The 24,979-nt window shown below is 31.1% G+C and carries 26 protein-coding genes and 1 pseudogene; 11 read left to right on the top strand and 16 right to left on the bottom strand.

Going from position 1 to position 24,979, the window contains the following annotated elements:
- Window positions 1-10: 10 nt before the first annotated feature.
- Entirely contained in the window at window positions 11-709 is a 699-nt protein-coding gene (gene flgH / locus BGS43_RS04505; protein ID WP_002825375.1) for a flagellar basal body L-ring protein FlgH, read from the top strand.
- 83 nt (window positions 710-792) lie between these two features.
- Here the strand turns inward: flgH and ispG are convergent, their stop codons facing one another.
- Complete coding sequence (gene ispG, locus BGS43_RS04500) at window positions 793-1,866, bottom strand: flavodoxin-dependent (E)-4-hydroxy-3-methylbut-2-enyl-diphosphate synthase (protein ID WP_096568960.1); 1,074 nt, start codon at window positions 1,864-1,866, stop codon at window positions 793-795.
- Between the two features lie 145 nt (window positions 1,867-2,011).
- Here ispG and BGS43_RS04495 point away from each other — a divergent pair, with 145 nt between their 5' ends.
- Window positions 2,012-3,406, top strand: coding sequence for a DUF2972 domain-containing protein (locus BGS43_RS04495; protein ID WP_096568957.1), 1,395 nt, complete (start codon window positions 2,012-2,014; stop codon window positions 3,404-3,406).
- Window positions 3,407-3,415: 9 nt separating this feature from the next.
- On the opposite strand, the gene BGS43_RS04490 is transcribed toward BGS43_RS04495, so the two are convergent.
- From BGS43_RS04490 to BGS43_RS04475, 4 genes are read right to left on the bottom strand one after another with little or no spacing between them, the layout of a single operon-like run.
- Entirely contained in the window at window positions 3,416-5,254 is a 1,839-nt protein-coding gene (locus BGS43_RS04490; protein ID WP_057044795.1) for a primosomal protein N', read from the bottom strand.
- Window positions 5,251-5,697, bottom strand: a complete 447-nt coding sequence (locus BGS43_RS04485; protein ID WP_002825371.1) for a type II secretion system protein — start codon at window positions 5,695-5,697, stop codon at window positions 5,251-5,253. The genes BGS43_RS04490 and BGS43_RS04485 overlap by 4 nt, the downstream gene beginning before the upstream one ends.
- On the bottom strand, window positions 5,694-5,939 hold the full coding sequence (locus tag BGS43_RS04480; protein WP_002776428.1) for a hypothetical protein: 246 nt from the start codon (window positions 5,937-5,939) through the stop codon (window positions 5,694-5,696). The genes BGS43_RS04485 and BGS43_RS04480 overlap by 4 nt, the downstream gene beginning before the upstream one ends.
- A complete protein-coding gene (locus BGS43_RS04475; protein WP_002776426.1) occupies window positions 5,929-6,159 on the bottom strand; it encodes a hypothetical protein in 231 nt (76 codons plus the stop codon). Before BGS43_RS04475 ends, BGS43_RS04480 begins: the two co-directional genes overlap by 11 nt.
- A gap of 153 nt (window positions 6,160-6,312) precedes the next feature.
- Here BGS43_RS04475 and uvrB point away from each other — a divergent pair, with 153 nt between their 5' ends.
- Window positions 6,313-8,286 (top strand): excinuclease ABC subunit UvrB, encoded by a 1,974-nt coding sequence (gene uvrB, locus BGS43_RS04470; protein WP_052785664.1) that lies wholly within the window; start codon window positions 6,313-6,315, stop codon window positions 8,284-8,286.
- Window positions 8,287-8,320: 34 nt separating this feature from the next.
- On the opposite strand, the pseudogene BGS43_RS04465 reads toward uvrB, so the two are convergent.
- The 5 genes and pseudogenes from BGS43_RS04465 to BGS43_RS04445 form a co-directional block, all read right to left on the bottom strand.
- A pseudogene (locus BGS43_RS04465) lies at window positions 8,321-9,744 on the bottom strand (anaerobic C4-dicarboxylate transporter).
- A 187-nt stretch (window positions 9,745-9,931) separates the two neighbouring features.
- Window positions 9,932-11,182 (bottom strand): RNA polymerase factor sigma-54, encoded by a 1,251-nt coding sequence (locus BGS43_RS04460; RefSeq protein WP_057044184.1) that lies wholly within the window; start codon window positions 11,180-11,182, stop codon window positions 9,932-9,934.
- The gene (lptB, locus tag BGS43_RS04455; protein WP_002776419.1) at window positions 11,182-11,910 is read right to left on the bottom strand and encodes an LPS export ABC transporter ATP-binding protein; all 729 of its coding nucleotides are present in this window, start codon (window positions 11,908-11,910) and stop codon (window positions 11,182-11,184) included. The genes BGS43_RS04460 and lptB overlap by 1 nt, the downstream gene beginning before the upstream one ends.
- Window positions 11,903-12,310, bottom strand: a complete 408-nt coding sequence (gene tsaE, locus BGS43_RS04450) for a tRNA (adenosine(37)-N6)-threonylcarbamoyltransferase complex ATPase subunit type 1 TsaE (RefSeq protein WP_002825365.1) — start codon at window positions 12,308-12,310, stop codon at window positions 11,903-11,905. Before tsaE ends, lptB begins: the two co-directional genes overlap by 8 nt.
- Window positions 12,307-12,552: an RNA-binding S4 domain-containing protein gene (locus BGS43_RS04445; RefSeq protein ID WP_002776417.1), complete on the bottom strand. Its 246-nt coding sequence runs from the start codon at window positions 12,550-12,552 to the stop codon at window positions 12,307-12,309. The genes tsaE and BGS43_RS04445 overlap by 4 nt, the downstream gene beginning before the upstream one ends.
- A gap of 139 nt (window positions 12,553-12,691) precedes the next feature.
- Here BGS43_RS04445 and BGS43_RS04440 point away from each other — a divergent pair, with 139 nt between their 5' ends.
- From BGS43_RS04440 to BGS43_RS04405, 8 genes are all read left to right on the top strand, one after another.
- Complete coding sequence (locus BGS43_RS04440) at window positions 12,692-13,912, top strand: argininosuccinate synthase (RefSeq protein WP_057032553.1); 1,221 nt, start codon at window positions 12,692-12,694, stop codon at window positions 13,910-13,912.
- Window positions 13,913-13,926: 14 nt separating this feature from the next.
- Window positions 13,927-14,370 carry a 50S ribosomal protein L9 gene (gene rplI, locus BGS43_RS04435; protein WP_002825363.1) on the top strand — a complete coding sequence of 148 codons (444 nt, stop codon included), beginning with the start codon at window positions 13,927-13,929 and terminating at the stop codon, window positions 14,368-14,370.
- Window positions 14,370-14,912 carry an ATP-dependent protease subunit HslV gene (hslV, locus tag BGS43_RS04430; RefSeq protein WP_002776411.1) on the top strand — a complete coding sequence of 181 codons (543 nt, stop codon included), beginning with the start codon at window positions 14,370-14,372 and terminating at the stop codon, window positions 14,910-14,912. The genes rplI and hslV overlap by 1 nt, the downstream gene beginning before the upstream one ends.
- A complete protein-coding gene (gene hslU / locus BGS43_RS04425) occupies window positions 14,909-16,228 on the top strand; it encodes an ATP-dependent protease ATPase subunit HslU (protein WP_002776406.1) in 1,320 nt (439 codons plus the stop codon). Before hslV ends, hslU begins: the two co-directional genes overlap by 4 nt.
- Window positions 16,225-17,100, top strand: coding sequence for a GTPase Era (gene era / locus BGS43_RS04420; RefSeq protein ID WP_042962506.1), 876 nt, complete (start codon window positions 16,225-16,227; stop codon window positions 17,098-17,100). The genes hslU and era overlap by 4 nt, the downstream gene beginning before the upstream one ends.
- Entirely contained in the window at window positions 17,090-18,163 is a 1,074-nt protein-coding gene (locus BGS43_RS04415) for a hypothetical protein (protein WP_002825359.1), read from the top strand. Before era ends, BGS43_RS04415 begins: the two co-directional genes overlap by 11 nt.
- Window positions 18,163-18,720 carry a hypothetical protein gene (locus BGS43_RS04410; RefSeq protein WP_025398819.1) on the top strand — a complete coding sequence of 186 codons (558 nt, stop codon included), beginning with the start codon at window positions 18,163-18,165 and terminating at the stop codon, window positions 18,718-18,720. Before BGS43_RS04415 ends, BGS43_RS04410 begins: the two co-directional genes overlap by 1 nt.
- Window positions 18,721-18,806: 86 nt before the next feature.
- Complete coding sequence (locus BGS43_RS04405; protein ID WP_096568954.1) at window positions 18,807-20,594, top strand: aminopeptidase P family protein; 1,788 nt, start codon at window positions 18,807-18,809, stop codon at window positions 20,592-20,594.
- Between the two features lie 32 nt (window positions 20,595-20,626).
- On the opposite strand, the gene mrdA is transcribed toward BGS43_RS04405, so the two are convergent.
- From mrdA to BGS43_RS04375, 6 genes are read right to left on the bottom strand one after another with little or no spacing between them, the layout of a single operon-like run.
- Window positions 20,627-22,462, bottom strand: coding sequence for a penicillin-binding protein 2 (mrdA, locus tag BGS43_RS04400; protein WP_002776395.1), 1,836 nt, complete (start codon window positions 22,460-22,462; stop codon window positions 20,627-20,629).
- Complete coding sequence (locus BGS43_RS04395) at window positions 22,462-22,956, bottom strand: hypothetical protein (RefSeq protein WP_002825355.1); 495 nt, start codon at window positions 22,954-22,956, stop codon at window positions 22,462-22,464. Before BGS43_RS04395 ends, mrdA begins: the two co-directional genes overlap by 1 nt.
- 1 nt (window position 22,957) lies before the next feature.
- The gene (gene yihA / locus BGS43_RS04390; RefSeq protein ID WP_002825353.1) at window positions 22,958-23,548 is read right to left on the bottom strand and encodes a ribosome biogenesis GTP-binding protein YihA/YsxC; all 591 of its coding nucleotides are present in this window, start codon (window positions 23,546-23,548) and stop codon (window positions 22,958-22,960) included.
- Window positions 23,545-23,976 carry a lipopolysaccharide transport periplasmic protein LptA gene (lptA, locus tag BGS43_RS04385; protein ID WP_002776390.1) on the bottom strand — a complete coding sequence of 144 codons (432 nt, stop codon included), beginning with the start codon at window positions 23,974-23,976 and terminating at the stop codon, window positions 23,545-23,547. Before lptA ends, yihA begins: the two co-directional genes overlap by 4 nt.
- An 11-nt stretch (window positions 23,977-23,987) precedes the next feature.
- On the bottom strand, window positions 23,988-24,500 hold the full coding sequence (locus BGS43_RS04380) for a hypothetical protein (protein WP_025398816.1): 513 nt from the start codon (window positions 24,498-24,500) through the stop codon (window positions 23,988-23,990).
- A complete protein-coding gene (locus BGS43_RS04375) occupies window positions 24,491-24,979 on the bottom strand; it encodes an HAD hydrolase family protein (RefSeq protein WP_002825351.1) in 489 nt (162 codons plus the stop codon). Before BGS43_RS04375 ends, BGS43_RS04380 begins: the two co-directional genes overlap by 10 nt.

Genomic DNA, 24,979 nt, shown 5'->3' with positions numbered 1-24,979 from the left:
AAGGACGAAAATGAAAAAAGTTTTATTCTATGTGTTACCTTTTGCATTTTTTGGATGTTCTGCAACAGTAGATCCGCAAATTTCTATGAAACCTCCTGCTTATGTAGAAGAGCTTGCACCTAAACAAAGCAACAATGTAGAAACTTCTCCTGGATCACTTTTTGGAAAAGGTGATAATCCTTTATTCTCTGATAAAAAAGCAATGAATGTAAATGATTTAGTTACTGTGGTTATCCAAGAAAGCACTACTCAAAGCACTCAAGCCAATAAGGCCACAAGTAGAACCAATACTTCCAATTTAGGAGGAGGAGCTTTAACAGGCGGAAGTGGCTTGCTTGGAACTGCGATCGATAAAGTAAATGCTTATTCTAATATAGGCTTTCAAACCAATAGTACTAACAACTACCAAGGAACAGGCGCTCAAAGTCGCAATGAAAGTTTTAACACTACAATTTCAACTCGCGTGATTAAAATTTTGTCTAATGGTAATTATTTTATTGAGGGTTCAAGAGAGCTTTTGATCAATGGAGAAAAACAAATCATACAACTTAGCGGTGTGATTCGTCCTTATGATATCGGTCAAGATAATACTATAGATAGTAGATATATAGCAGATGCAAAAATTCTTTACAAAACTGAAGGTGAAGTGGATAGAAGCACTAGAAAACCTTGGGGAAGCAAAGTCATAGAAGCTATATGGCCTTTTTAAATAAACTTATAATTTAAGTCCTTAAAATAAGGACTTAAATTTTATTGCGATTTTATTTTAAATATCTATAATTAAAACAAAATCTATTCTTTTATCTCTCTACTCTTAACCTCATCTTCTACTTCAGCTAAAAATCTATCCACAAGCTCATTTTCTTTAAGTTTTGCTACAACTTCTCCATGTCTTATAACAAGTCCTTGATTTTTTCCAAAAGCTATAGCCACATCAGCGCCCTTAGCCTCACCCAAAGCATTTACAACACAGCCCATAACACTGATATTTAAAGGCTCTTTGATATGTTTAGTCTTTTCTTCTACGATTTTAATCGCACTTAACAAATCACTTTGAATCCTACCGCAAGTTGGACATGAGATAATGTTTACTCCACTTTTTTGCACCCCGCTATCTTGTAAAATCGCTCTTGCGACTTTGATTTCTTCTTCAAGTTCGCCCGTCATTGAAACCCTCATGGTATCACCTATGCCTTTAAGAAGCAAATTTCCTAAAGCAATAGAACTTTTTATCGTGCTATGAAATTTAGTTCCTGCTTCAGTTACCCCTAAGTGAAAAGGATAATCACAAAGTGGTCTTAATCTTTCATAAGCCTCTATGGTCTTTTGAGTATCAGAAGTTTTCATCGAAATTTTTATATCAAAAAAATCCAAATCCTCTAAAAGTTTAATGTTATACAATGCACTTTCTAACATCGCATCTACACCATATCCATATTTGTCACTGAATTCTTTTTCTATAGAGCCGTGATTTACACCTATGCGTATAGGAATGTCTCGCTCTTTGCAAGCTTTTACTACTTCTTTAACATTTTCTTTTGAGCCTATATTGCCTGGATTTATACGAACCCCATCAATAAATTCGGCACAAAATACAGCTAAATTGTGATTAAAATGTATATCTACAATTAAAGGCAAGGGACTTTTTGCTTTAATCTCCTTTAAAGCCCTTGCATCCGCCATATCCAAACACGCCAAACGCACTATGTTTGCTCCTGCAAAATAAAGCCGATTGATTTGTTCTAAAGAACCTTCTATATCTCTTGTTTTAGTAAAAAGCATAGATTGAACTGAAATGGGTGCATCACCGCCTATTAAAACATTTCCTACTTTGATTTGTCTGGTTTTAAATCTTTTATACTCCATAACTTCACTCTTTGAAAAATTTTAATATCAAATTTTAACTTTTTATTGCTTTAATTAAAGTTTATTTTTGATAATATATTTAAATTTCATGACATTTAAATATTTATGAATTATATATAAATTAAATACAATTAAAAGAGGTTATATGCAAAATCTTTTACTCTATATAAAAAATAACCTAACTCCAACCCTAGCTCAAATTCTTTTACAAGCTTTAAAAAATTCGAATAATGAAAAATTTTTTACCTTTGTTTTGGAAAATATTGAAATAATTTGCACTTGGCTCAATTCTAACGAATTTAGGGATAGATATTTATCAACAAAACATCCTTATCCACCTTTAATCAATCCTAATTTTATAGAAATAGATTCTAGTCGACATTGCGCAGAATTAGCTTGGGATTTAAATTTACCCCTGCCTAAACACTATAAATTTATCTATACTTCTCCACATGGCGTTGGAGCAGCAGCATTTTTAAGATACCTTAATCAATGTTGCGATGTAACTTGTTTTGCCTCCTGGATTTTACCACCTGATAGCAAAGAGAGATATTGTATTAATTACATGTGTCTAAATGATAATACAATTGCTCAATATGCTATTAATATATCGGAAATTAATCTACCTTATTTTGATAAATATCTATCTTTATTAGATTTTAATTCTAAGATTATTTGCGGAGTTCGAGATCCAATGGGACTTTTAAAGCATAGCTGGGGAAGAGATTGGAGTAAAGTTTTAAGAAACTATCCCCCTGAATTTAATCTAACTTATGATTGGCGTTATTACATCAACTATCTTACTCATCAAAATCATAAAATTAAAATCGATATAAATGAACTACAACAAAGAGTTTTTATCATCTCTTATTTATTAAAATATTTTAACAAAGACAATGTATACTATCTTGATATGGAAGAAATCCGCCAATCAAAGGCCTTTGATACCATGAATTTACTTGCTATAAATTTTAATTTTACCCCCCCCCATAAAGATAAATTAGATTTATTTAAAATTAAAGAATTTAGAGGTTATATTCGCTATCTTTTTCCTATTACACTTTATGCAAATTCTAAAGATATTAATAACACCTTTTATCTTAATACTCCTAAAAATAATAAAAATTTCAATATTGATAGAACTTCTAGCATTCCCATAATTTTAGACAGAAAACATATCAATCATGAAAAAATAGACATAATACAAGAAATTATAAAAAACGACCTATGTAATGATATGGGTGTATATATTGATAAAAATGATTTTAAGCAATTAGAACAAAACAATCTTTTATTTTCAACAATTAAACATTATTTGTATGATTTTTTATATCAAATTAAAATAACCATAGATGAAACAGAATCAAAAATGATGAAAGAAAAAGATGTAATAGATTATTTTATAAAAAATAAATCACTTATTTGCACTTTTTTTAATATATTTGAAAATGAACTAAATCATTTAAAACAAACACATCCTCATATTATTGATTCTTGGAAATATTATAAAGAATTTGAAAAAATATACAAAGATAAATAATCATATCACTTACACAAAATCAATAGGATCAATATCCGCACTTGCATTTTTAAATTGCAAAATATAATTTTCAATTGCCACTAAAGCTTTATGATTTTCACTTCTAAGCAACAAATAAAAACGATATTTTCCATACAGCATTTCAACTCCACAAATTCCATAGCCTACCAATTCTACCTGTTTGATATTTCTAAATTGAGAAGCAAATTTTTCACAAAGTTTTTGTGCACTTTTTTGATCTTTATCTTCTATAAGAACTCTTAAAAGGCGTTTAAATGGGGGGTAAAGATCTTTTCTGTTTTCTAATTCATCTTGCAAAAAGCTATCATAATCCTCTATATATCTTTCAAAAAAATTCCTATTTTTGGTTTGTAAAAGCACCCTTCCTTCGCCTTTGCGCCCTGCTCTTCCTGCTACTTGCATAGCCAAAGCTAAAGTTTCTTCACTTGCTTTAAAATTAGGACGAAACAAATACTCATCAAGTCCTAAAATAACGCTTAAATCTACACTATGATAATCATGTCCTTTAGCAAGCATGGAAGTTCCTATAAGTATATCGATCTTATTTTCATTAAAATCTTTTAAAATAGCATTAAGCTTTCGAATACTCGTAATCTCATCACTATCAAATTTAGCTATCCTTGCTAAAGGCAAAGTCTCTTGCAAAAGTTCTTGTAATTCTGCTGTGCCCATCTTCCTAGCCTCTAGCATCACACCTTGGCAGCTAGGACAATTTTGCTCTATTAAAGAAGTGTAATTACAATAATGACATTTTAAAACATTTCTTTTTTTGTGCAAACTCATAGCAATAGAGCAAAAAGGACATTTTATAGTTTGCCCACAATCTTTACACACAATTTGTCTAAAATTGGCCTTAGTGGGCAAAAAAATGATAGCTTGTTTTTGATTTTCCAAGCTTTTTTGCAACTCGCCCAAAAGCATAGGAGTTACGCCCAATTCGTTTTCATCATATAAAAAGTGTTTTTTACTTTCAAAAAAAGTACCCTTAAGTCTAAAACTCTTTTGCTTGTAAAAACTCGTTAAAGAAGGAGTAGCAGAACCTAAAAGCACCTTAATGTCAAATTTTGAGCTTAAAAAAAGTGCTAAATCCCTAGCATTAATATAAGGTTGATTAGACGCTTTGTAAGAATTATCATGTTCTTCATCTACTATGATAAGTCCTAAATTTACAAAAGGCAAAAACAAAGCCGATCTTGCTCCTGCGACCAAAAGTGCTTCACCCTTACAAAAACGCTCTAAATTTTCTTGCTTTTTTTTCTTTGAAATTTTAGAATGCCATAGAAAAAATTTATCTTTAAAATACACTTCTAAACGCTTTTGCATCTGTGGAGTAAGAGAAATTTCTGGCATTAAAAGTAAAACTTGTTTGCCTTGCTCTAAATATTGTTTTATTAAGCAAATATAAATTTCAGTTTTTCCACTACCTGTATCTGCAAAAAGCAAAGAAGTGGGATTAGCTTTTATAAATTCCAAAGCTTCTTTTTGTTTTTGGCTTAATTTGGGTTCATTTTCTATTTTAATGAGATTACAAGTGTAAGTTTGATGAGTAGAAAAAAGTCCTAATACAAAACCTAGCTTTGAAGAATAATAATACGAAATAAATTTCGCCAATTCAAATTGTATATCACTTAATGAAAAAGATGTAATTTCTTTAATCTCTTTTGTCTGAAATTCGGGCTTTTGGCATTCTTTCAATACTAAAGCTCTAAGATTTTTTTTATTTTTTAAATCAATAATCACCTCTCTTAAAGCTGGAATTTCTTCCTTGCTATGAAAGGTTAAATTTTGCAAATAAAATCCAAAAACCGCTAATTCATAATATCTCATAATAATTCTTTACAATATTTTTCACTCAAACATTCTAAAATAGCAAAATCAGCATTATAAAAAAAATCAACCCATTCTTTTGTATTTAAAAAAAATCTATATCGATTGGGTGCTGTTTTCATCCAAGCATTAAAACTAGAATAAATAGGTGTGTGAAGTAAAGAATAAGTACAGTTTTGGCTAGTTTGGCAGTAAAATAGCTTTTCTTTTTGAGTATTGTTTTTTGCTTCATCAAGATTAGGAGAAAAAGAACTGATTTGTTTGAGTTCAACTTGAGTACGCATAAGGGATAGGGCTGAATTTAGCATTTCATAATCTATTTTCAATTTTAATAATTTCGCATCGTTTTTATTTTGATTGGCAAAAGAGAAGCTTAAACTTGCCAATATCCCCAAAATCAATATCACAAAAACAAGCTCTAAGAGAGTAAAAGCCTTTTTCATTTTACAGGGAGTTCTTCATTGATCGCTTTTATAAGTTTTTTAAGTTCTCTTTCTAAGATATAATTCTCATAGCTTTTTTTTACAAAAGCATCGACGAAACGCTTTAATTCTATTTTTTTAGTCCCACCAGAAATAAGAGCGATATCATCTTCTAAAAAATTTGCAAATTCTCCACTGCATTTAACAATGAAATCCTTTGCAGAAACATTGATAATAACTTGTTTTAAATTATCACTTGCCAAGTACAGCCTCTATTTTTTTGAAAATATCTTCACTTTCTATATTGCGAGACTTAAGCTCTTCTTCCAAACGCATGATTTGATTACTCTTTGCTTCATTTTGCGCTTTTACGCTTACAAGTTCGTTTCTTAAATTTTCATTTGCTTCGCACACTTCGTTGTATTTTTCAATCAACTCATTGACTTTATCTGACATTGTGTTAATAATTTTTTCATCAAACATAAATTTGCCTTCTGCTATAGAAATTTAAAATAAAAATATTTTTTGTAATTGTAGCAGAAAAAAATTTAAATTTAGGTTTTTTATAGTCAATTAATTTTTAATTAAAGCATTTTCTTTTAGAATTTTTCTAAAAAACTTTCAAAAAGTGGGAAAATGTTAGAACTTACAAGCGATTTTAAACCAAGTCCTGATCAAGAACAAGCAATACAAGGCATAGTAAAAAGCATAAAAAAAGGTAATAAATATCAAACCCTACTCGGCGTAACAGGAAGCGGAAAGACTTTTACCATGGCAAATGTCATAAAAGAACTCAATATGCCAACCCTTATCATGAGTCACAACAAAAGCCTTTGTGCACAACTTTATAGCGAATTTAAAGGCTTTTTTTCTAAAAATCATGTGGAATATTTTATATCTTATTATGATTATTATCAACCTGAAGCCTATATTCCACGCACTGATGTTTTCATAGAAAAAGACAGCTCCACTAATGAAGACTTAGAGCGTTTAAGACTGAGTGCTACTGCTTCTCTTTTAAGTTATGAAGATGTAGTTTGCATAGCTAGTGTTTCAGCAAATTATGGACTTGGTAATCCAAATGAATACATAGGCATGGTTTTAATCTTTGAACTGGGTATGCAAATTTCACAAAAAGAACTTTTAAAAAAACTTGTAGATATGGGTTATAAAAGAAATGATAATTTTTTTGATCGTGCAGATTTTAGAGTTCAAGGAGATATTATAGATATTTATCCAGCTTATTATGAAGATGAAGTAGTAAGACTTGAATTTTTTGGCGATGAGCTTGATGCTATGTATCATTACAATGTTTTAGAAAATAAAAAAGGTAAAGATTTAAAACGCTTTATACTCTATCCTACAAGCCAGTTTAGCGTGGGCGAAGCAAGGCTAAAACAAGCGATAAAAGACATAAAAACAGAACTTAACGAACGCCTTGCTTATTTTGAGCATGAAAATAAACTCGTAGAATATCAACGCCTTAAACAACGCGTTGAATTTGATCTTGAAATGCTTACAAGCACAGGAATGTGTAAAGGCGTTGAAAATTATGCAAGGCATCTAACAGGACTTAAAGAAGGCGATACTCCTTATACGCTTTTTGATTATTTTGCGATTAAAAATAGAAAATTTCTTGTCATAGTCGATGAAAGCCATGTTTCTTTACCACAATTTCGCGGTATGTTTGCAGGAGATAGAAGTAGAAAGCAAACTTTAGTAGATTATGGTTTTCGTCTTCCATCAGCTCTTGATAATCGTCCTTTAATGTTTGATGAATTTATCCATAAAGATTGTCAGTTTCTTTTTGTTTCAGCCACCCCTGCCCCGCTTGAGCTTGAACTTAGCAAGGAAAATATCTTTCATCAAATTATGCGTCCAACAGGATTACTTGATCCTTTGATAGAACTTAAAGATAGCGATAATCAAGTTGAAATTTTATTTGATGAGGCTAAAAAAGTTATACAAAGAAACGAACGTGTTTTAGTGACTGTGCTAACTAAAAAACTCGCTGAAGAACTTACAAGGTATTATTTAGAGCTTGGTATAAAAGTCAAATACATGCACTCAGACATCGATGCCATAGAACGCAATGAAATCATAAGAGGCTTAAGAAGCGGTGCTTTTGATATGCTAATTGGCATTAACTTACTTAGAGAAGGACTTGATTTGCCTGAGGTTTCGCTTATTGCCATTATGGACGCAGATAAGGAGGGTTTTTTAAGAAGCACTACAAGTTTAATCCAAACCATGGGAAGAGCTGCTAGAAATGTCAATGGTAAAGTTTTACTCTTTTGCAAAAAGATTACAAAATCCATGCAAGAAGCTATGGATACTACAAATGAGCGTCGCAAACTTCAAGAAGCTTACAATCAAAAACATAACATCACCCCAACTTCAGTCAAGCGACACATCGAAGAAAGTTTAAAAAATGAAGAAAACTTAGGAGAAATTTATCGCAAAGGTAAAAAATTTGAAAAAATGCCTGCTAATGAAAGAGCTAAAATCGTAAAAGAGCTTCGTAAACAAATGCTTGAAGCTGCTAAAGCGCTCGAATTTGAAAAAGCAGCGACTTTAAGAGATGAGATCAATAAATTAAAAGATTTATAGTATTTTTATTTTGCAGGAAAAATCCTGCAAAATATTAAAGATATCCTGCTGCTAAAGCTAAGAAATATCCCGCAACACAAGAACTAATCACACCTATAAGACCTGGCAAAATAAAACTATGATTGATAACAAATTTACCGATGTGAGTAGTACCTGATCTGTCAAATTGTATAGTAGCCAAATCGCTTGGATAAGTTGGTAAAATATAATATCCATAACAAGCAGCCGCAAAAGCAACAATCACACCAGGTTCAACACCAATTCCTAAAGCCAAAGGAACAAAAGCTGAAATAGCCGCTGCTTGAGAATTTACAAATTTTGAAATTAAAAGAAGCATTACAGCATAAGTCCAAGGATGCTCTTTTACTATATCTCCAAGTGCTGCTTTCATCATAGGAGTGTGAACTGCAAACATAGTATCAGCCATCCAAGAAATTCCAAAAACCGCAACAAGTGCTATCATACCTGATTTAAAAATTTCATTAGAGCCGATTTTCTTTGCATCTGTTGTAGTAAAGATGATAATCAAAGAACCTGCTAAAAGCATGAACATTTGAATCACTGAAACCATAGATAAAATATCCATTTTAGGATTGCCTAAAGCATCTACTTGAGGAATACCATTTTTTACAACTTGTCCCCAATTTGGGCGTAAAGAATCAAATATACCTAATAAAGCCACTAAAGCAATAGCTCCTAAGAAAATCCACATTGCAACCCAATTGCTTTTTGGAAGTTTAACGCCTAAAAGTGTTTTAGAATCCCCATAAACATATTTTTTAAATTTAGGATCTTTAAGTTTTTCTTGAAATACTTCATCTTTATCCAAATCTTTTCCTCTAAACCAAGAAAAAATTCCTATACACAATACACCAAATAATGTACTAGGTATGGTAATTTGAAGAAGATTAATATAACCATCAAAACCTGCTAATTTATGATTAGCATTTAAAAGCAAAGCAGTCAAACTCACAACAGCCACAGATACAGGAGATGCAATAATACCCATTTGTGATGATATAGAAGCTGCTGCCATTGGACGCTCAGGACGAATACCGTTTTTAATCGCTATATCATAAATAATAGGCATAATAGTATAAACCACATGTCCTGTTCCACAAAGTATGGTCAAAAAGCAGGTTACAAAAGGCGCTAGTATTGTTAAAAACTTAGGATTGCGTCTTAAAATTCTTTCAGCTATTTGAAGCATTACATCAAGACCGCCACTTGCTTGCAAAGTCGCACTTGCAACAACCACAGCTAAGATAGTAAGCATTACATCTATAGCGGGCTTTCCAGGTTTTATATGAAAAGCAAAAACAAGCATTAAAAACCTATACCACCAAGTAAACCAAGCGCTATGCCGCCTTTTTTTGCACCGTAAAAAAGACAAATTAAAACAATGATGATTTGTATCAAAAACTGAATACTCTCATCTAGACTGGTTAAAAAGTCCATTTTAACTCCTTTTATGGAATAAATTTAAAAATTATTGTGATTATAGCACAATTTTAAATAAAAAAAACATATAATTAAAATAATATACCAATAAATATTAAAATATACATTAAAATATCATTCATACAAATTCAGTGTATTTTTATATTTTTGATTTGCAAGATTAAAGAAAGGGTGAATTTAAGCATTATCCTTCAAGTTCGTATAATTTTTTTCTATCCGTTGAACTTGGTATATTTAAGTGTTTGCGATATTTAGTAATAGTGCGTCGCCCTATATCGACTTTAAATTCTTTTTTAATCAACTCTAGGATTTTACTATCACTTAAAGGTTTCAAACGATTTTCATTTTTAACCAAATTTGCAACAAAATCCTTAACGCCCACATTTGAAGTCTCGCCCTCTTCATCAAGTGCAAAAGCAAAAAAATCACGCAAAGGGATAAGCCCTCTATCACAACTTAGGTATTTATTTGCCACTGCTCTTGAAATAGTTGAAGCATTGCGCTCTAAATCAAGAGCTAAGTCTTTAAAAGTCATAGGTTTAATATCCTTACCCATGAAAAAATCGTATTGGTATTCTACTATCATGAGTCCTATTTTATAAAGCGTTGCTTTTCTCATCGTTAAAGCATCAACTAAATTTTTTGCTTCTTTGATGTAGTGATTTAAGTATTCGTGAGTTAAACCATCAGTTTCAATGGAAATTTCAGGATAATAATCATCATTGATTTTTACCTTGATTTCATTATTTTCCCTATAAACAAAGATATCGGGTATAATAACGCGAGAATCTTCAAAATACTCCAAAAAAGGCGGTATGCTAAAACGCTTAAAAATCGCTAATGCTTCCTTATATAAAGGCTCTTTAGTGTAATTTTGTATATTTTCAAAATCCTGAATAAGCATTTTACAAAAATCATAAAGCTCTGCATCAAGTTCTATATTTTCTAGTGCAAACAAAAAAGCTTCTTTATAATCTTTTGCTCCCACTCCCACAGGATCAAGAAATTTAAATCTTGCTCTTATGTGTTCTATTTCATTTATATCATAATCTTTTAAAATTTCTTCATCGTATTCAAAATATCCCTCATGGTTTAAACATTCTACGATTTTGCCTGCAAGTTCTTGAGATTTACTTGTAGGAAAAAGAGGGGGTATAATCTGCTCGCTTAAAAGTTCATATACACTTTTTGTGGCAAGGCCTTTATTGTCTACAAATGCTGAATTTGCGTTGCGCTTATAAAAAGAATCAAAATAATTTTTATTATGCTCGTGTGTTTGAATGGGTTCTTGAACGCTTAAAAAAGGGTTTTCTTCTGCAAATTTGTCTAAATTTTCTTTTAAATCTTCTATATTTGCTTGTAATATAGGTAACCACGAACGCAGAGTTTGAGAAATCTTAGTTTTGGGAGCCTGGGTAGTCTTTTGCCTTAACATCAATCAAGGAGTTTGAACTCCGCTCCTAAATAATATTTTTTAACATCTTTATTATTTGCTATTTCTTCAGCATTTCCGCTTGCAAGTAAAGAGCCTGATCTTATCACATAAGCTCTATCGCAAATTGCCAAAGTTTCGCGAACATTATGATCAGTAATTAAAATTCCAATATCAAGCTTTTTAAGCTCATTGATAAGACTTTGAATTTCAGCCACTGCAATAGGATCTACTCCAGCAAAAGGCTCATCAAGAAGCAAGAATTTAGGCTCACACATCAAAGATCTTGCAATTTCACATCGTCTTCTTTCTCCACCGCTTAAACTTAGACCTTTTCTTAAGCGAATAGGTTCTATACTTAAAAGCTCGAGCATTTGCTCCACTTTTTCATGTAAAATTTTCTTATCCTTGTAAAAAATTTGAGCAGCTAAAAGCAAATTATCTTCAACGCTTAAATCCTTAAAAATACTGCTTTCTTGAGGTAAGTAACCTATGCCTAGCCTTGCTCGTTTATTTAAAGGCTCTTTAGTAATATCCAAACCATCTAAAAGCACTTTTCCACTACTTGGAGATATTAGTCCACATATCATATAAAATGTAGTTGTTTTTCCTGCTCCATTAGGCCCTAAAAGTCCCACAACCTCACCACTATTTAATTCTAAGGATATGCCTTGGATAATCTTTGTTTTTTTAATAATTTTTTCTAAATTTACAATTTCTAGTTTACTCATGAATTACATACTTTCTTTTATCATCTTCTACACTGATTTTTATTTCTAAGCTAGGAACTCCAAGTTTTAGCAAAGCTTTTTTTAAATTCTCATCTCCCCATTCAACCAAATGTAAACCCTCTTCAAAAAAATTCTCAAACAAACCATTTTTTAAAAGTCCTTCTAAACCCTCTTGATATATATCATAATGATAAATACATATATCTTGATTTTCATATTTTTGCATGATAGAAAAGGTGGGAGAATCTACTTTCTCATCTAAATTTAAAAAACTAACCCAAGCTTGCACTAGGCTTGTTTTACCACTAGCTAATTCTCCTTGTAATAAAACAACACCTTGTTTTGGTAAAGTTTGAAGCATGGTATTAAGTTCATTTTTAGCTAGAATAAATTCTTTCATAACTTCACCACATATTCACTTTGTGCATTTTTTGGAATATTTTTAGTAGTGGGCAAAGCTAAAACCTTATATTCTTGCGTATAATCAGTAAAATGCAAACTGATAATATCTCCTACCTTAACCTCTTTGCTCGCCTTTACTATCACTCCGTTAATCCCCACTACACCACTTCTACACATATCTTCAGAAATAGCTCTTCTTTTAGTAATATTAACCGCATTTAAAAATTTATCTACTCTCATAGTGGAATTTTACCAAAAAAATTAAATTTTTGAAACCCATTTTGCTTTGACTAACTTTTCTTCATCAATTTAAAAACTTTTCTTTAATGAATTTTAGATACAATTTGACAATTAAATCAATATTGACAAAGGATACTCTATGAAAAATGAAGTAAAAAAAGTCGTTTTGGCATATTCTGGCGGACTTGATACAAGTATTATTTTAAAATGGCTTCAAGATGAATACAAATGCGAAGTAGTAACTTTTACAGCAGATATTGGACAGGGCGAAGAGCTCGAACCTGCTAGAAAAAAAGCTCTTTCATTAGGGATTAAAGAAGAAAATGTTTTCATTAAAGATTTAAGAGAAGAATTTGTTAAAGATTATGTATTTCCTATGTTTAGAGCCAATACTATTTATGAGGGTGAATACTTACTTGGAACTAGCATAGCAAGACCTTTGATTGCAAAAACTCAAGCACAAATTGCCCTGCAAACAGGAGCTGATGCGGTAAGTCATGGGGCTACGGGAAAAGGAAATGATCAGGTGCGTTTTGAATTAGGTTATTTAGCCTTTAATCCTGACTTAAAAATCATTGCTCCTTGGCGTGAATGGGATTTAAATAGCCGCGAAAAACTCTTAGCTTATGCGCAAAAACATGGTATTGATATTTCTAAGAAAAAAGGGAAATCTCCTTATTCTATGGATGCAAATTTGCTTCATATTTCTTATGAAGGACTTGTTTTAGAAGATCCTGCACACGCACCTGAAGAGGATATGTGGAGATGGAGTAAAAGTCCAAAAGAAGCACCGAATGAAAGTGAGATTATAGAACTTGATTTTCAAAAGGGAGATTTAGTTGCCATCAATGGAGAGCATTTAAGCCCTGCTGGGCTTTTAAGCAAGCTTAATGAGCTTGGTGCAAAACATGGCATAGGACGCCTTGATATAGTAGAAAATCGCTATGTAGGAATGAAAAGTCGTGGCTGCTATGAAACACCAGGAGGAACTATACTCTTAAAAGCACACCGTGCAATTGAAAGCATCACACTAGATAGAGAAGCTGCGCATTTAAAAGATGAACTTATGCCAAAATATGCAAGTTTGATTTATAATGGCTATTGGTTCTCGCCTGAAAGAATGATGCTTCAGGCTCTAATCGACGAATCTCAAAAACATACCAATGGTAGAGTAAAACTTGAACTTTATAAAGGTAATGTAATGGTTATAGGCCGAGAAAGTGCTAACGATAGCTTATTTAATGCAGCTTATTGTACCTTTGAAGAAGATGAAGTGTATAATCAAAAAGACGCAGCAGGCTTTATTAAACTGAATGCTTTGCGTTTTATTATTGCAGGAAAAAACGGAAGAAAATTTTAAACAAGGATTAAAAAATGAAAGTATTATTAATCAAAGATGTTAAAGCTCTTGGAAAAGCAGGGGAAATCAAAGAAGTAAAAGATGGTTATGGTCAAAATTTTCTCATTGCTAAAGGCTTTGCTAAGGCAGCAACAAATGAAGTTTTAAGAAAATACGAAAGTGATAAGAAAAAAGAAGCGGAGAATTTACGCTTTGAACTTGCAAATTTAGAAAAACTAAAAGAAGAACTTAGCAAAGTTACACTTGAAATTTCAAAGCCTGTAGGAGCTAATGGAAGCTTGTTTGGTGGGGTAACTAAAGATGAAATCGCTCATGCTTTAAAAGAGCAAACCCATATAGAAATCGATAAAAAAAGCTTAGAATGCGATACCTTAAAAAGCTTAGGAATCCACGAAGTTAGCGTTAAGTTAGGTCATGCTATCCACGCAAAATTTAATATAAACATAAAGGCAGAATAATGTTTCACGCAACAACAATTTTAGCTTACAAAGGTAAAAATAAATCCGTAATTGGCGGAGATGGACAAGTAAGCTTTGGAAATACGGTGCTAAAAGGCAATGCTGTAAAGATTAGAAAACTCAACAATGGCAAAGTTTTGGCAGGTTTTGCAGGATCCACAGCTGATGCTTTTAATCTTTTTGATATGTTTGAAAATCTCCTTCAAAGTTCTAAGGGTGATCTCTTAAAGGCAGCGATTGATTTTTCTAAAGAATGGAGAAAAGACAAATACCTAAGAAAACTTGAAGCCATGATGCTTGTACTTGATAGAAATCACATTTTTCTACTTTCTGGTACAGGCGATGTGGTCGAACCTGAAGATGGACAAATCGCAGCTATAGGAAGTGGTGGGAATTACGCGCTTTCAGCAGCTAGAGCCTTGGCAAAACATGCAAATTTGGATGAAGAAGAACTAGTCAAATCAAGTCTTCAAATCGCGGGTGAAATTTGCATTTATACCAATACCAATATAAAAACTTATGTAATTGAGGATGAAAAATGAATCTAACTCCAAAAGAAATCGTTAAATTTTTAGATGATTATGTCATAGGACAAAAAAAAGCTAAAAAAATTATAGCAATAGCCCTAAGAAACCGCTACCGAAGAATGCAACTTAGCCCTGAACTCCAAGATGATATAGTGCCAAAAAATATCCTTATGATAGGATCAACAGGTGTGGGCAAAACTGAAATTGCAAGGCGTTTGGCTAAGATGATGGGCTTTCCTTTTATTAAAATCGAAGCGAGTAAATACACAGAGGTAGGCTTTGTAGGTCGTGATGTAGAAAGCATGGTAAGAGATCTTGCAAATGCAGCTTTAAATTTGGTAAAAAATGAACAAAGAGAAAAAAATAAAGATAAAATCGATGAATTTATAGAAAATAAAATTTTAGAAAAACTTCTTCCCCCTTTACCTAAAGGCATCAGTGATGAAAAACAAGAAGAGTATAAAAATAGCCTTGAAAAAATGAGAACAAAACTTAGAAATGGGGATTTAGATGAAAGTGTGATAGAGATAGAAATTTCGCAAAGCATGTTTGATACAAATCCTAATTTACCGCCTGAAATGGGAGCAATGCAAGATATAGTTAAAGTTATAGGCGTTGGCAGTAAAAAAGTCAAAAAAGAAATGAAAATTAAAGATGCCAAAAATGCTCTTAAAAATGAAGCAGCAGAGAAGATTTTAGATCAAGAAAGCATTAAAAGTGAAGCTTTAAAAAGAGCGGAAAATGAAGGAATTATTTTTATAGATGAGATTGATAAAATTGCGGTTTCAAGTGGAAATTCAAATCGCCAAGATCCAAGCAAAGAGGGTGTTCAAAGAGATTTACTTCCTATAGTTGAAGGCTCAAGCGTACAAACAAAGATCGGCACTTTAAAAACCGATCATATCCTTTTTATCGCTGCAGGGGCTTTTCATCTTAGCAAACCAAGCGATTTAATCCCTGAACTTCAAGGTCGTTTTCCTTTAAGAGTAGAGCTAGATAGTCTTGATGATAAAGCACTTTATGAAATTCTAACACGCCCTAAAAATTCACTTTTAAAACAATACGAACAGCTTTTAAAAACTGAGAATTTAGAACTTGAATTTGATGATGAAGCGATTAAAGAGATTGCAAAAATTGCTTCTAAAGCCAATGAAGAAATGCAAGATATAGGTGCTAGACGCTTGCATACAGTTATAGAAAAATTGCTTGAAGATTTAAGCTTTGAAGCAGATGAGTATGCGGGTAAAAAATTCGTAGTTGATAAAAAAATGGTGGAAGAAAAACTTGGAGATATTATAGAAAATAAAGATCTTGCAAGGTATATTTTGTGAAAAGTGGCTTTGTTAGCATCATAGGGCGTACCAATGCAGGAAAAAGCACTTTAATTAATTCCTTGCTAGAAGAAAAAATCGCCCTAGTTTCTCACAAACAAAATGCCACAAGGCGTAAAATCAAAGCTATAGTCATGAATGGTGAAGATCAGATCATCTTTATAGATACACCTGGTCTTCATGAAAGCAAAGCAACGCTTAATCAATTTCTTATCCAAAGCGCTATAAAATCTATGGGTGATTGCGATGTTATCTTGTTTGTTGCGAGTATTTTTGATAGTGTAAAAGATTATGAAAATTTCCTAAGCTTAAATCCTAAAGTTCCTCATATCATCGTTCTTAACAAAGTAGATCTAGCTGATAATGGCGCACTTTTAAAAAAACTCAATGAATATGCAAAATTCAGTGAGTATTTTAAGGCTATCTTGCCTTATTCTTGCAAGAAAAAGAGTTATCAAAAACCGCTACTAAACGAGCTATGTAAGCTCTTGCCTGAACATGAGCATTTTTATGATAGTGAATTTTTAACACCTAGTTCTCAAAAAAATATTTTTAGAGAATTTATACTTGAAAGTATTTATGAAAATTTAAGCGAAGAATTGCCTTATTCTTGTGAAATTATGATAAAAAATACCAAAGAAACATCCAATCTTTTTATCATTGATGCGCAAATTATCACCGATACAAATTCCCATAAAGCCATGCTTATAGGAAAAGATGGAACGACACTTAAAAGAATAGGAAAAGATGCGAGATTTAAAATTTCAAAACTCATTCAAAACAAAGTACTCTTAAAGCTTTTTGTCATTGTAAAGAAAAATTGGCAAAAAGATGAAATTTTTCTTAAAAAAATTCTAAATTATGAAGAATAAAGCTCATTTTATAAGTTTTGAAAATCTTATCTACAAACAAAAAAATGGCAATTTTGAAGAAGATGACCTTTTTAAAGAGCTAACAAAAGAATGCGATCTTCAAAATCCTTTTGAATATCAATTGGCTTTTTTAAAACAAGATCAAATCTATCATTGTTTTTTAGCACGGGTTGCAAAACTACCCAAAACTCAATTTTGTTTTCCCCAACCCCTCATCTTTCAAAGCTTATTTTTGGAAAATAAAATCAAAGAAGAGAATTTTTGTATCTTGGAAATAAAACCGCAAAAAGTATTTTTATGTTTTTACGAGCAAGGTAAATTTAAAACTTTCAAAACACTCGATTTTTGTGATAATATAGAAGAATTTATAAACAAAAGCCGTATTTTAGAGCTTTTGCAACACTATGAAAGCAAAATACTGCTAAGCACAAAAGCTCATGAAATTTTCGATCTTATAAGTGCAAAAGCAAAACTTCCTTTTAAAATGATTCAAGAAGATAAAATCGCACTTTCAAAACATAGCATTCACCATCTTGATAAAAATGCTAATTTTATCAAACACTATAAAAAATATCTTCCTTGGTATTTTAAATTTATTTTCTTATTTGCTCTAAGTTTTATAATCAGTATTGTAGTTTTATCATTAATTGACTTTGCGCAATACCAAAATGCCAAAACAACACATATACAAAATGAAATTTCACAAAATAAAATCTATGAAATTCAAGAAAAACAAAGCCAAAAACTTAAGGCCAATATAGAACAACTTCAATTAGAAATTCAAACTCAAAATCTTTTATTAGAAAAATACTCTGAACAACTATCTAAAATTACGCAAAATTTTAAAGCGGATAAAAATACAATTTTGATTTTAACAAAGGCTATTGCATGGCTAAATGATCATTCTTTAAGAATTTCTAATCTCATGATAGATAAAACCCTTATCACTATAAAATTTAGCAACGAAGAGGATTTTAATAAAGCACTTCAATTTACAAGTCCCCAATTTAGTCTTATCTCACAAGATAAATCCTTGCACGAAATCACTTTAAGAGCATTATAATGAATCAAATTGAGCAATTTTTAGAAAATCTAAGTCCTAGGGAGAAAATTTTAATATATCTTACAACCATACTCCTAGCAATATTACTCTCTTTTCATTTTTACCATTCTTACTTAAAAAGCTTTTTTAATCATGAATTTTTCATTCAAAGTAATGATATGGATAAAATAATCACGACAAATCAAGATTTAAGCCAACAAATAAAACAACTTGAAAAAGAGCTTGTTTTTATCCAAGATAAAATAAAAAGTTATGAAAACTATCTTAATGTTTTTAATAAAAACCATGAAACATACATTAAAAATTTGCAAAATCTAGCTCTTGAAAACAATCTTTGGATCTCTAATATAGAGTGGTTGCAATCAGAAGAAAATTCTTATCATAAAATTTCACTCAATATTTTTGGTGATTTTAGTCCAATACTTTCCTTTATGAAACAATTAGAAAATTCAGACTTGCACTATCAAATCCACAAATTTGAAATTGACAATACAACAAGTTTAAATCTTCATTTAAAACTAACGCTTTCTTTTATTTCCCTAGCAAAACTAAAATAAATACTATAGCTTTTTATCTATAAAGGCTATAATGTTATTTTGATAAAAAGATTTATAAAAATAACGCAAATTTAAAAGGAAAAAAAATGAATATCCATAAAATAAGAGTTAAAAAAATCAGACAATTCATGATAAAAGAAAAACTTGACGCTTATTTGATCCTAAGTGCTGATCCGCATTTAAATGAGTATTTGCCTAGCTTTTATCAAAGCAGAGCTTTTGTAAGTGGCCTTAAGGGCTCTGCTGGAAGCTTAATTATCACTTCTCAAGATGCTTTTTTATGGACAGATGGAAGGTATTGGATTCAAGCACAAAAGGAATTAGAAGGTAGTGGCATACTTTTACAAAAACAAGATGCAAATAATACCTTTTTAAAATGGCTAAAAGAAAATTTAAATGAGAAGCAAAATTTAGGTATAGATTTTTCAGTTTTATCCTTATCTTTACAAAAAGAAATACAAAAAAACTGCAAAGCCGAGCTAAAAAATATCGATTTAATCAGCCTCATTTGGGAAGATCGTCCTGCGTTACCTAAAAATAAGGTTTATGAACATGAATTAGAATATTGCTCCTATTCTAGAAAAGAAAAACTATTATTAGTGCGTGAAAAAATGAACAAACTACAAGCAAAAAATCATCTTATTTCCAGTCTTGATGATATAGCATGGATTACTAATTTAAGAGGAAGCGATGTAAATTACAATCCTATATTTTTAAGTCATTTACTAATCTTGGAAGAAAAGGCTTTGCTTTTTATAGATAGGGAAAAAATTGACTTTGAACTTGAAAAAAAATTAAATTTAGATGGAATTTGGCTTAAGGATTATAATAAAATTCAAGATGAGCTTAAAAAACTCCAAAATACAAATTTACTCATTGAGCCTTCAAAAACAACTGCTTTACTCATTGAAATTTTAAATAAAAGCGTTGAAATTTTAGAAGAGATCAATCCTAGCACCCATTTAAAAGCTATCAAGACAGATAAGGAAATCGCACATATACAAAATGCCATGATAGAAGATGGAGTAGCTTTATGTAAATTTTTTGCTTGGCTTGAAGAAAATATCAAAAATAATACACAAATCAGTGAGCTTGATATCGATACTAAAATCACTGAATTTAGATCTCAAAGTCCTTATTATATTAGCAATAGTTTTTCTACCATAGCAGGATTTAACGCTAATGCAGCTTTACCGCATTATAAAGCCGAAAAAGAAAGCTTTTCTTATATCCAAAAAAATGGATTATTGCTTATAGATTCGGGCGGGCAATATAAAAATGGCACCACGGATATTACTAGAGTTGTAGCTATAGGTGAGTTAAACGAGAAACAAATTCATGATTATACCCTAGTTTTAAAAGCACACATAGCCATAGCAAGTACTATTTTTCCAAAAGATATTGCCATGCCTTTACTTGATGCTATCACAAGAGCTCCTTTATGGCAAGAACAACTTGATTATACACACGGCACAGGTCATGGAGTGGGTTATTTTTTAAATGTCCATGAAGGTCCGCAAGCTCTTTCTTATTTTAGCCCTGTGCTTGAAAAAACAAAGGCTAAAGAAGGTATGTTAACTTCTATAGAACCTGGAATTTATAGAACAGGAAAATGGGGTATTAGGCTTGAAAATTTGGTTGTTAATGCAAAAATAGAAAATCCCAAAAACAAAGATTTTGGTGAATTTTTATATTTTAAACCCTTAACGCTTTGCCCTTTTGAAATCAGTTGTATCAATAAAACCTTATTAGATACCAAAGAAAAAGCGTGGATTAATACTTATCATAAAGAAGTTTATGAAAAACTCTCTCCTAAACTTCATGATAATTTAAAAGCTTTAAAATGGCTCAAAGAAAGAACTAAAGCGGTTTAACAAAAAGAAATCTTAAAAAAATAATATTTTTTCTAGTTCTTTTTTGGGCTATTAGCTTTATTTTCTGGTTTAAAATATCCAAGTTCTATCATTTTTTGATAGATCTTTGCTGTAGCAACACCTGAACTTATCGTTCTTCCACCATGTTCTACTAAAACAGTAACCACATAACGCGGTTTAGAATAAGGTGCATAAGAAGTTACCCAAGCGTGCGATCTTGTGTAATATCTAAGTTGCTTTTCATCAACCCTATTTTTATCAGCTTGAGAAAAACCCACCACCTGTGCAGTTCCTGTTTTAGCAGCAACTTTTACTTCTAAATTGCGCAAATAATGATAAGAAGTACCTCCTTGCTCATTAGCAACCGCATACATCGCATCTCTTATATAGGGGAGTTGACTTTTTTCAAAAAGGGTGAAAATTTCATTACTATCTTGCGCTTTATCTTCTGTGATAGTATTATTATTTTCTACACTTTTTAGAAAGTGAGGTACAACTTCAGCACCTTTTGCAATTTGAGCTGTATATCTGGCAATCTGCATAGGTGTAGCCAAGAAATTTCCTTGCCCTATGGAAGTATTTAAGGTATCACCTTGAAACCAAGCTTGCTTATATCTTTGCATTTTCCATTCTCTACTTGGCAAAATTCCCACAAATTCATTAGGTAAATCCACACCGGTTTTAGCTCCAAAGCCTATGCGTGATAAAGTACGACTTATTTGATCTATACCCACTTGCAAACTTCCATCGTAAAAATAAACATCACAACTTGCTTTTATCGCATGTTTTAAATCTACAGCTCCATGCCCTGCTCTATTCCAACAACGAAAAAATCTCCCGCCAAGCTCTATGCTACCATTGCAAAAAAATTGGGTTGAGGGATTGATACTTTTTGAATTTAAAAAAGACAAACCAACACCCATTTTAACAACAGAACCTGGGGGATAATATCCATTGATAAGTTTATTTGTAAAAGGATGATCAAGATTATTAGAAAGCTCGTCCCATTCTTTATAAGAAATTCCGGTTACAAAAGGATTTAAATCGTATTCAGGAAAGCTTCCTGCTGCCAAAATAGAACCATCGCTAATATCCATAATAATAGCAGCACCCGCATTATCCTCAAAGAGTTGCGTTAAAAAGCTTTGAAGTTCTATATCTATAGTAAGTTCTATATCATTAGAAAGTGCCGAAGTATAGGAGAGTTGCTCCACTTCTTGATTTAAGGCATTAACCTTATAAATCTTAGTTCCTTTTTCTCCTTGTAAAACATCATTATAATAACGCTCTATCCCACTCTTTCCTGTAAAATTGGTAAGCTTTGAAATTTCATTTTCTTTAATATCTTGCAAATCTGCCTTGCCTACATAGCCTATGATATGCGAAGCTAGTTTTCCAAAAGGATATTTTCTTTGCACTGCAGGATCTATGCGTATGTTTTGATTTAAATTGAGTTCTGAATAATGCTTCATCATTTCTTGAGAAGGTATAAAGTCTATGATTTTAATAAAATCTTGATTATAATAAGAGTCATTCCTCTTATAAAATTCAGCAAGCTTAGTAGTGTTTAAATCAGGAAAAAATCCTTGAAGCTGATTTAATTCTTTTTCTAATACACCTCTATTTGCCCTTTTTAGAGTTAAATAAGGCTTAATAGAAATACTAAAACCCAAATCATTAATCGCTAAAGGAGTGCCATTGCGATCTAAAATTTGTCCGCGAGTTGGGGCTATAAATTCAGTTTTTATAGCATTTTGTTTGGCAAGTTCTTCATAATACACATTTGATTTTATACTTAAATAATACACACGGCTTAATAAAAATATAAAAAACAATAATATAAAGCCAACAACCAAACGCATTCTCATTAGAACTTACTCCTAAATAACATATAAGCAAACAAACACTCAAACATAATCGATATCATATAGCCAAAATTTGGTATTTTAAACTCTTGATCTCCTACGTACGAAAGAATAGCATCTAAAATAAAAATAAAAGCATAAACACAAAGGACAAGTATAATGGGAATAATTTTTCCTATTTTTAAATTTGTTTTAATCCAATCTGCACAAGTATAATAAAAAATAACAAAGGCAAGCCAAGAAGAAAAGAGAAAAAAATCATAAGTTATATCTGTAAAAAATAAAAAAAATAAAGAAAAATACCACCTAAAATCAAGCTTATTGAATGTTTTTTCCCTTTCTTCTAAAAGAAAATACATATAACAAAAAAACACACCGTAAAGCAAAGGCATATAAAGAAAAACAGAGCCTAAAATTTGATATAAGATACACAAAAAACCTAAAAAAACATAACTTCCATTCAGTTTTACCTTATAAGCACTGATAGTTTTTCTCATTTTATAAACCTAAAGTTTGCTTAATAATTTCATGTTCTAAATCATCAAGACCCATTTTGTTTAAATTGGATATTAAAATGGCATCTTTAAAATTATTTTTGAGCTTGGCTTTTTCACTTTGATTGAGTTTATCACATTTTGTAAACACTTTTAATACTCTTTGATCAGGTTTTAAAAAACTTTTTAAATACTCGTCCAAATTTAAATCAATATCCAAATTTGTATGTCTTGAATCAATCAAATGCACAAAAAGTTTAATCGAACTTCTTAATTTTAAAAACTCATCTAAATTTTTATTCCATATTTCTTTTAGATTTTTTGAAACTTTTGCATAACCAAAACCGGGCAAATCAATAAAATGGATACTAAATTTATCCTCATCCTTCTTACATAAAACTTCAAAAATATTAATCAATTGCGTTTTTCCAGGTGTAGCAGAACTCTTAGCAAGCTTTTTTTGCTTACATAAAGAATTAATTAAAGAACTTTTTCCCACATTTGATCTTCCTAAAAATGCCACTTCGCTAAAATGGGATGCAAAATTTTTATCAAATTTGTCTAAAGAGGTGATAAATTTAGCACTTGTTATCATTTTTGCTCTAAATCAAATATAAATCGAGCAGGCTTTTTATCCTTGCTTTCAACACGATAAACATTATTTCTCTTATCTACTATTATCCTATCACCATAAAGCTTTTGATTACTTTCAAGTTCGTTAATAAAAGCATTTCCATCAATTTCATAAATATCTTTAGCCACATTATAAATAAATTTATCTCCACTCCCCTTATAAGTTTTTCCCTTTAAAACAATTTTAAAATTAGCATTTTGCACAGCTTCGTAACGCATAGGTTTGCGATTTTTATCTGTATATATAATCACTTTTTCAGCAGTTAAAATATCATCGCCCCTTATGATTTCAACATTGCCACTGAGTATGCTTTCACCCTTATTTTCATCCGAATAAAAATTTAAGGCCTTAACCTCTATCTGGCTAGCTAAAGATATACTGATACTCATCAAAAATAAAATTATCTTTCTAACCACGCATTCACTCCTTGAACTTGTAAAATTTTCTTTTCTACATCGTAGTTTAAAGTATTTCCGTTAATAATGCTTCCATTTATCAAAGCTTTAAATCCTGTATTGGTGCTTAAAATTTTATTTTTAGGCGCATACTCTACTTTATCAGCAAAAATTTTTGTATTATTTAAACCTATGTAGGTAACATTGCCTTCAAACAAAACCTTATCCATCTCCTTGCCTTTAAGTTCCAATTTATTTGCACTCAAATTAAAATCCAAATTAAAATTGACAAAATTATCAAACTCATCTTTATCTGCATAACGCACCCAAGATTGCGCTTTATAGTATGATTTTACATTGCTTGCATTAAGCTCGTAAGCATTTAAATCGGAAGCTTCGATATTTTTAAAATTTAAAGCATAGGATTTAATATTTAAAGAATAAGGATCTTGCAAACTTAAAATTGTAAAAGTAATAGTAAAAAGAGCGATCAAAATTCCAAAAATTCTTATAGCCAAAGCTTATCCCATTCCTCTTGCATATCATTTTTCTTTATAATATACTCTATCATTTGAGCCACAGCTGCTTTTCCGCCTTTTTTATCAAGTGTGATATCGACTTTTAAATCCCTATGTGCATCCTTAGGCTTAAAACTAAGGTCAACATTTTCAAGTAAATTTTTATCATTAAAATAATCCCCTATAGCCGCACATTGAGAAAAATCTAAATTCAGCTCTTCTAAAATTTTTTTAGCACAAGTTAATTTATCTTTAACACCCTGATGTACAATTTCTATTTTCAAATCCTTAGCACGAGCACTCACACAAGGACAATTTCTTCCAGTGATAATAGCAATTTTTTTACCCAGCTTAATCCAAGCTTCTATAGCTGCACCATCTTTAACATCAAATTCTTTAATCACACTTCCATTGGAAGTGTAGATGATTTTACCATCTGTAAGACAACCATCTACATCTAAAAATATCAATTCTATCAT

It is taken from the genome of Campylobacter sp. 110 (assembly GCF_002383965.1).
Lineage (GTDB): Bacteria > Campylobacterota > Campylobacteria > Campylobacterales > Campylobacteraceae > Campylobacter_D > Campylobacter_D coli.
The sequence above is the reverse complement of the archived record's forward strand: the minus strand, read 5'-3'. Positions and strand labels throughout refer to the sequence as shown.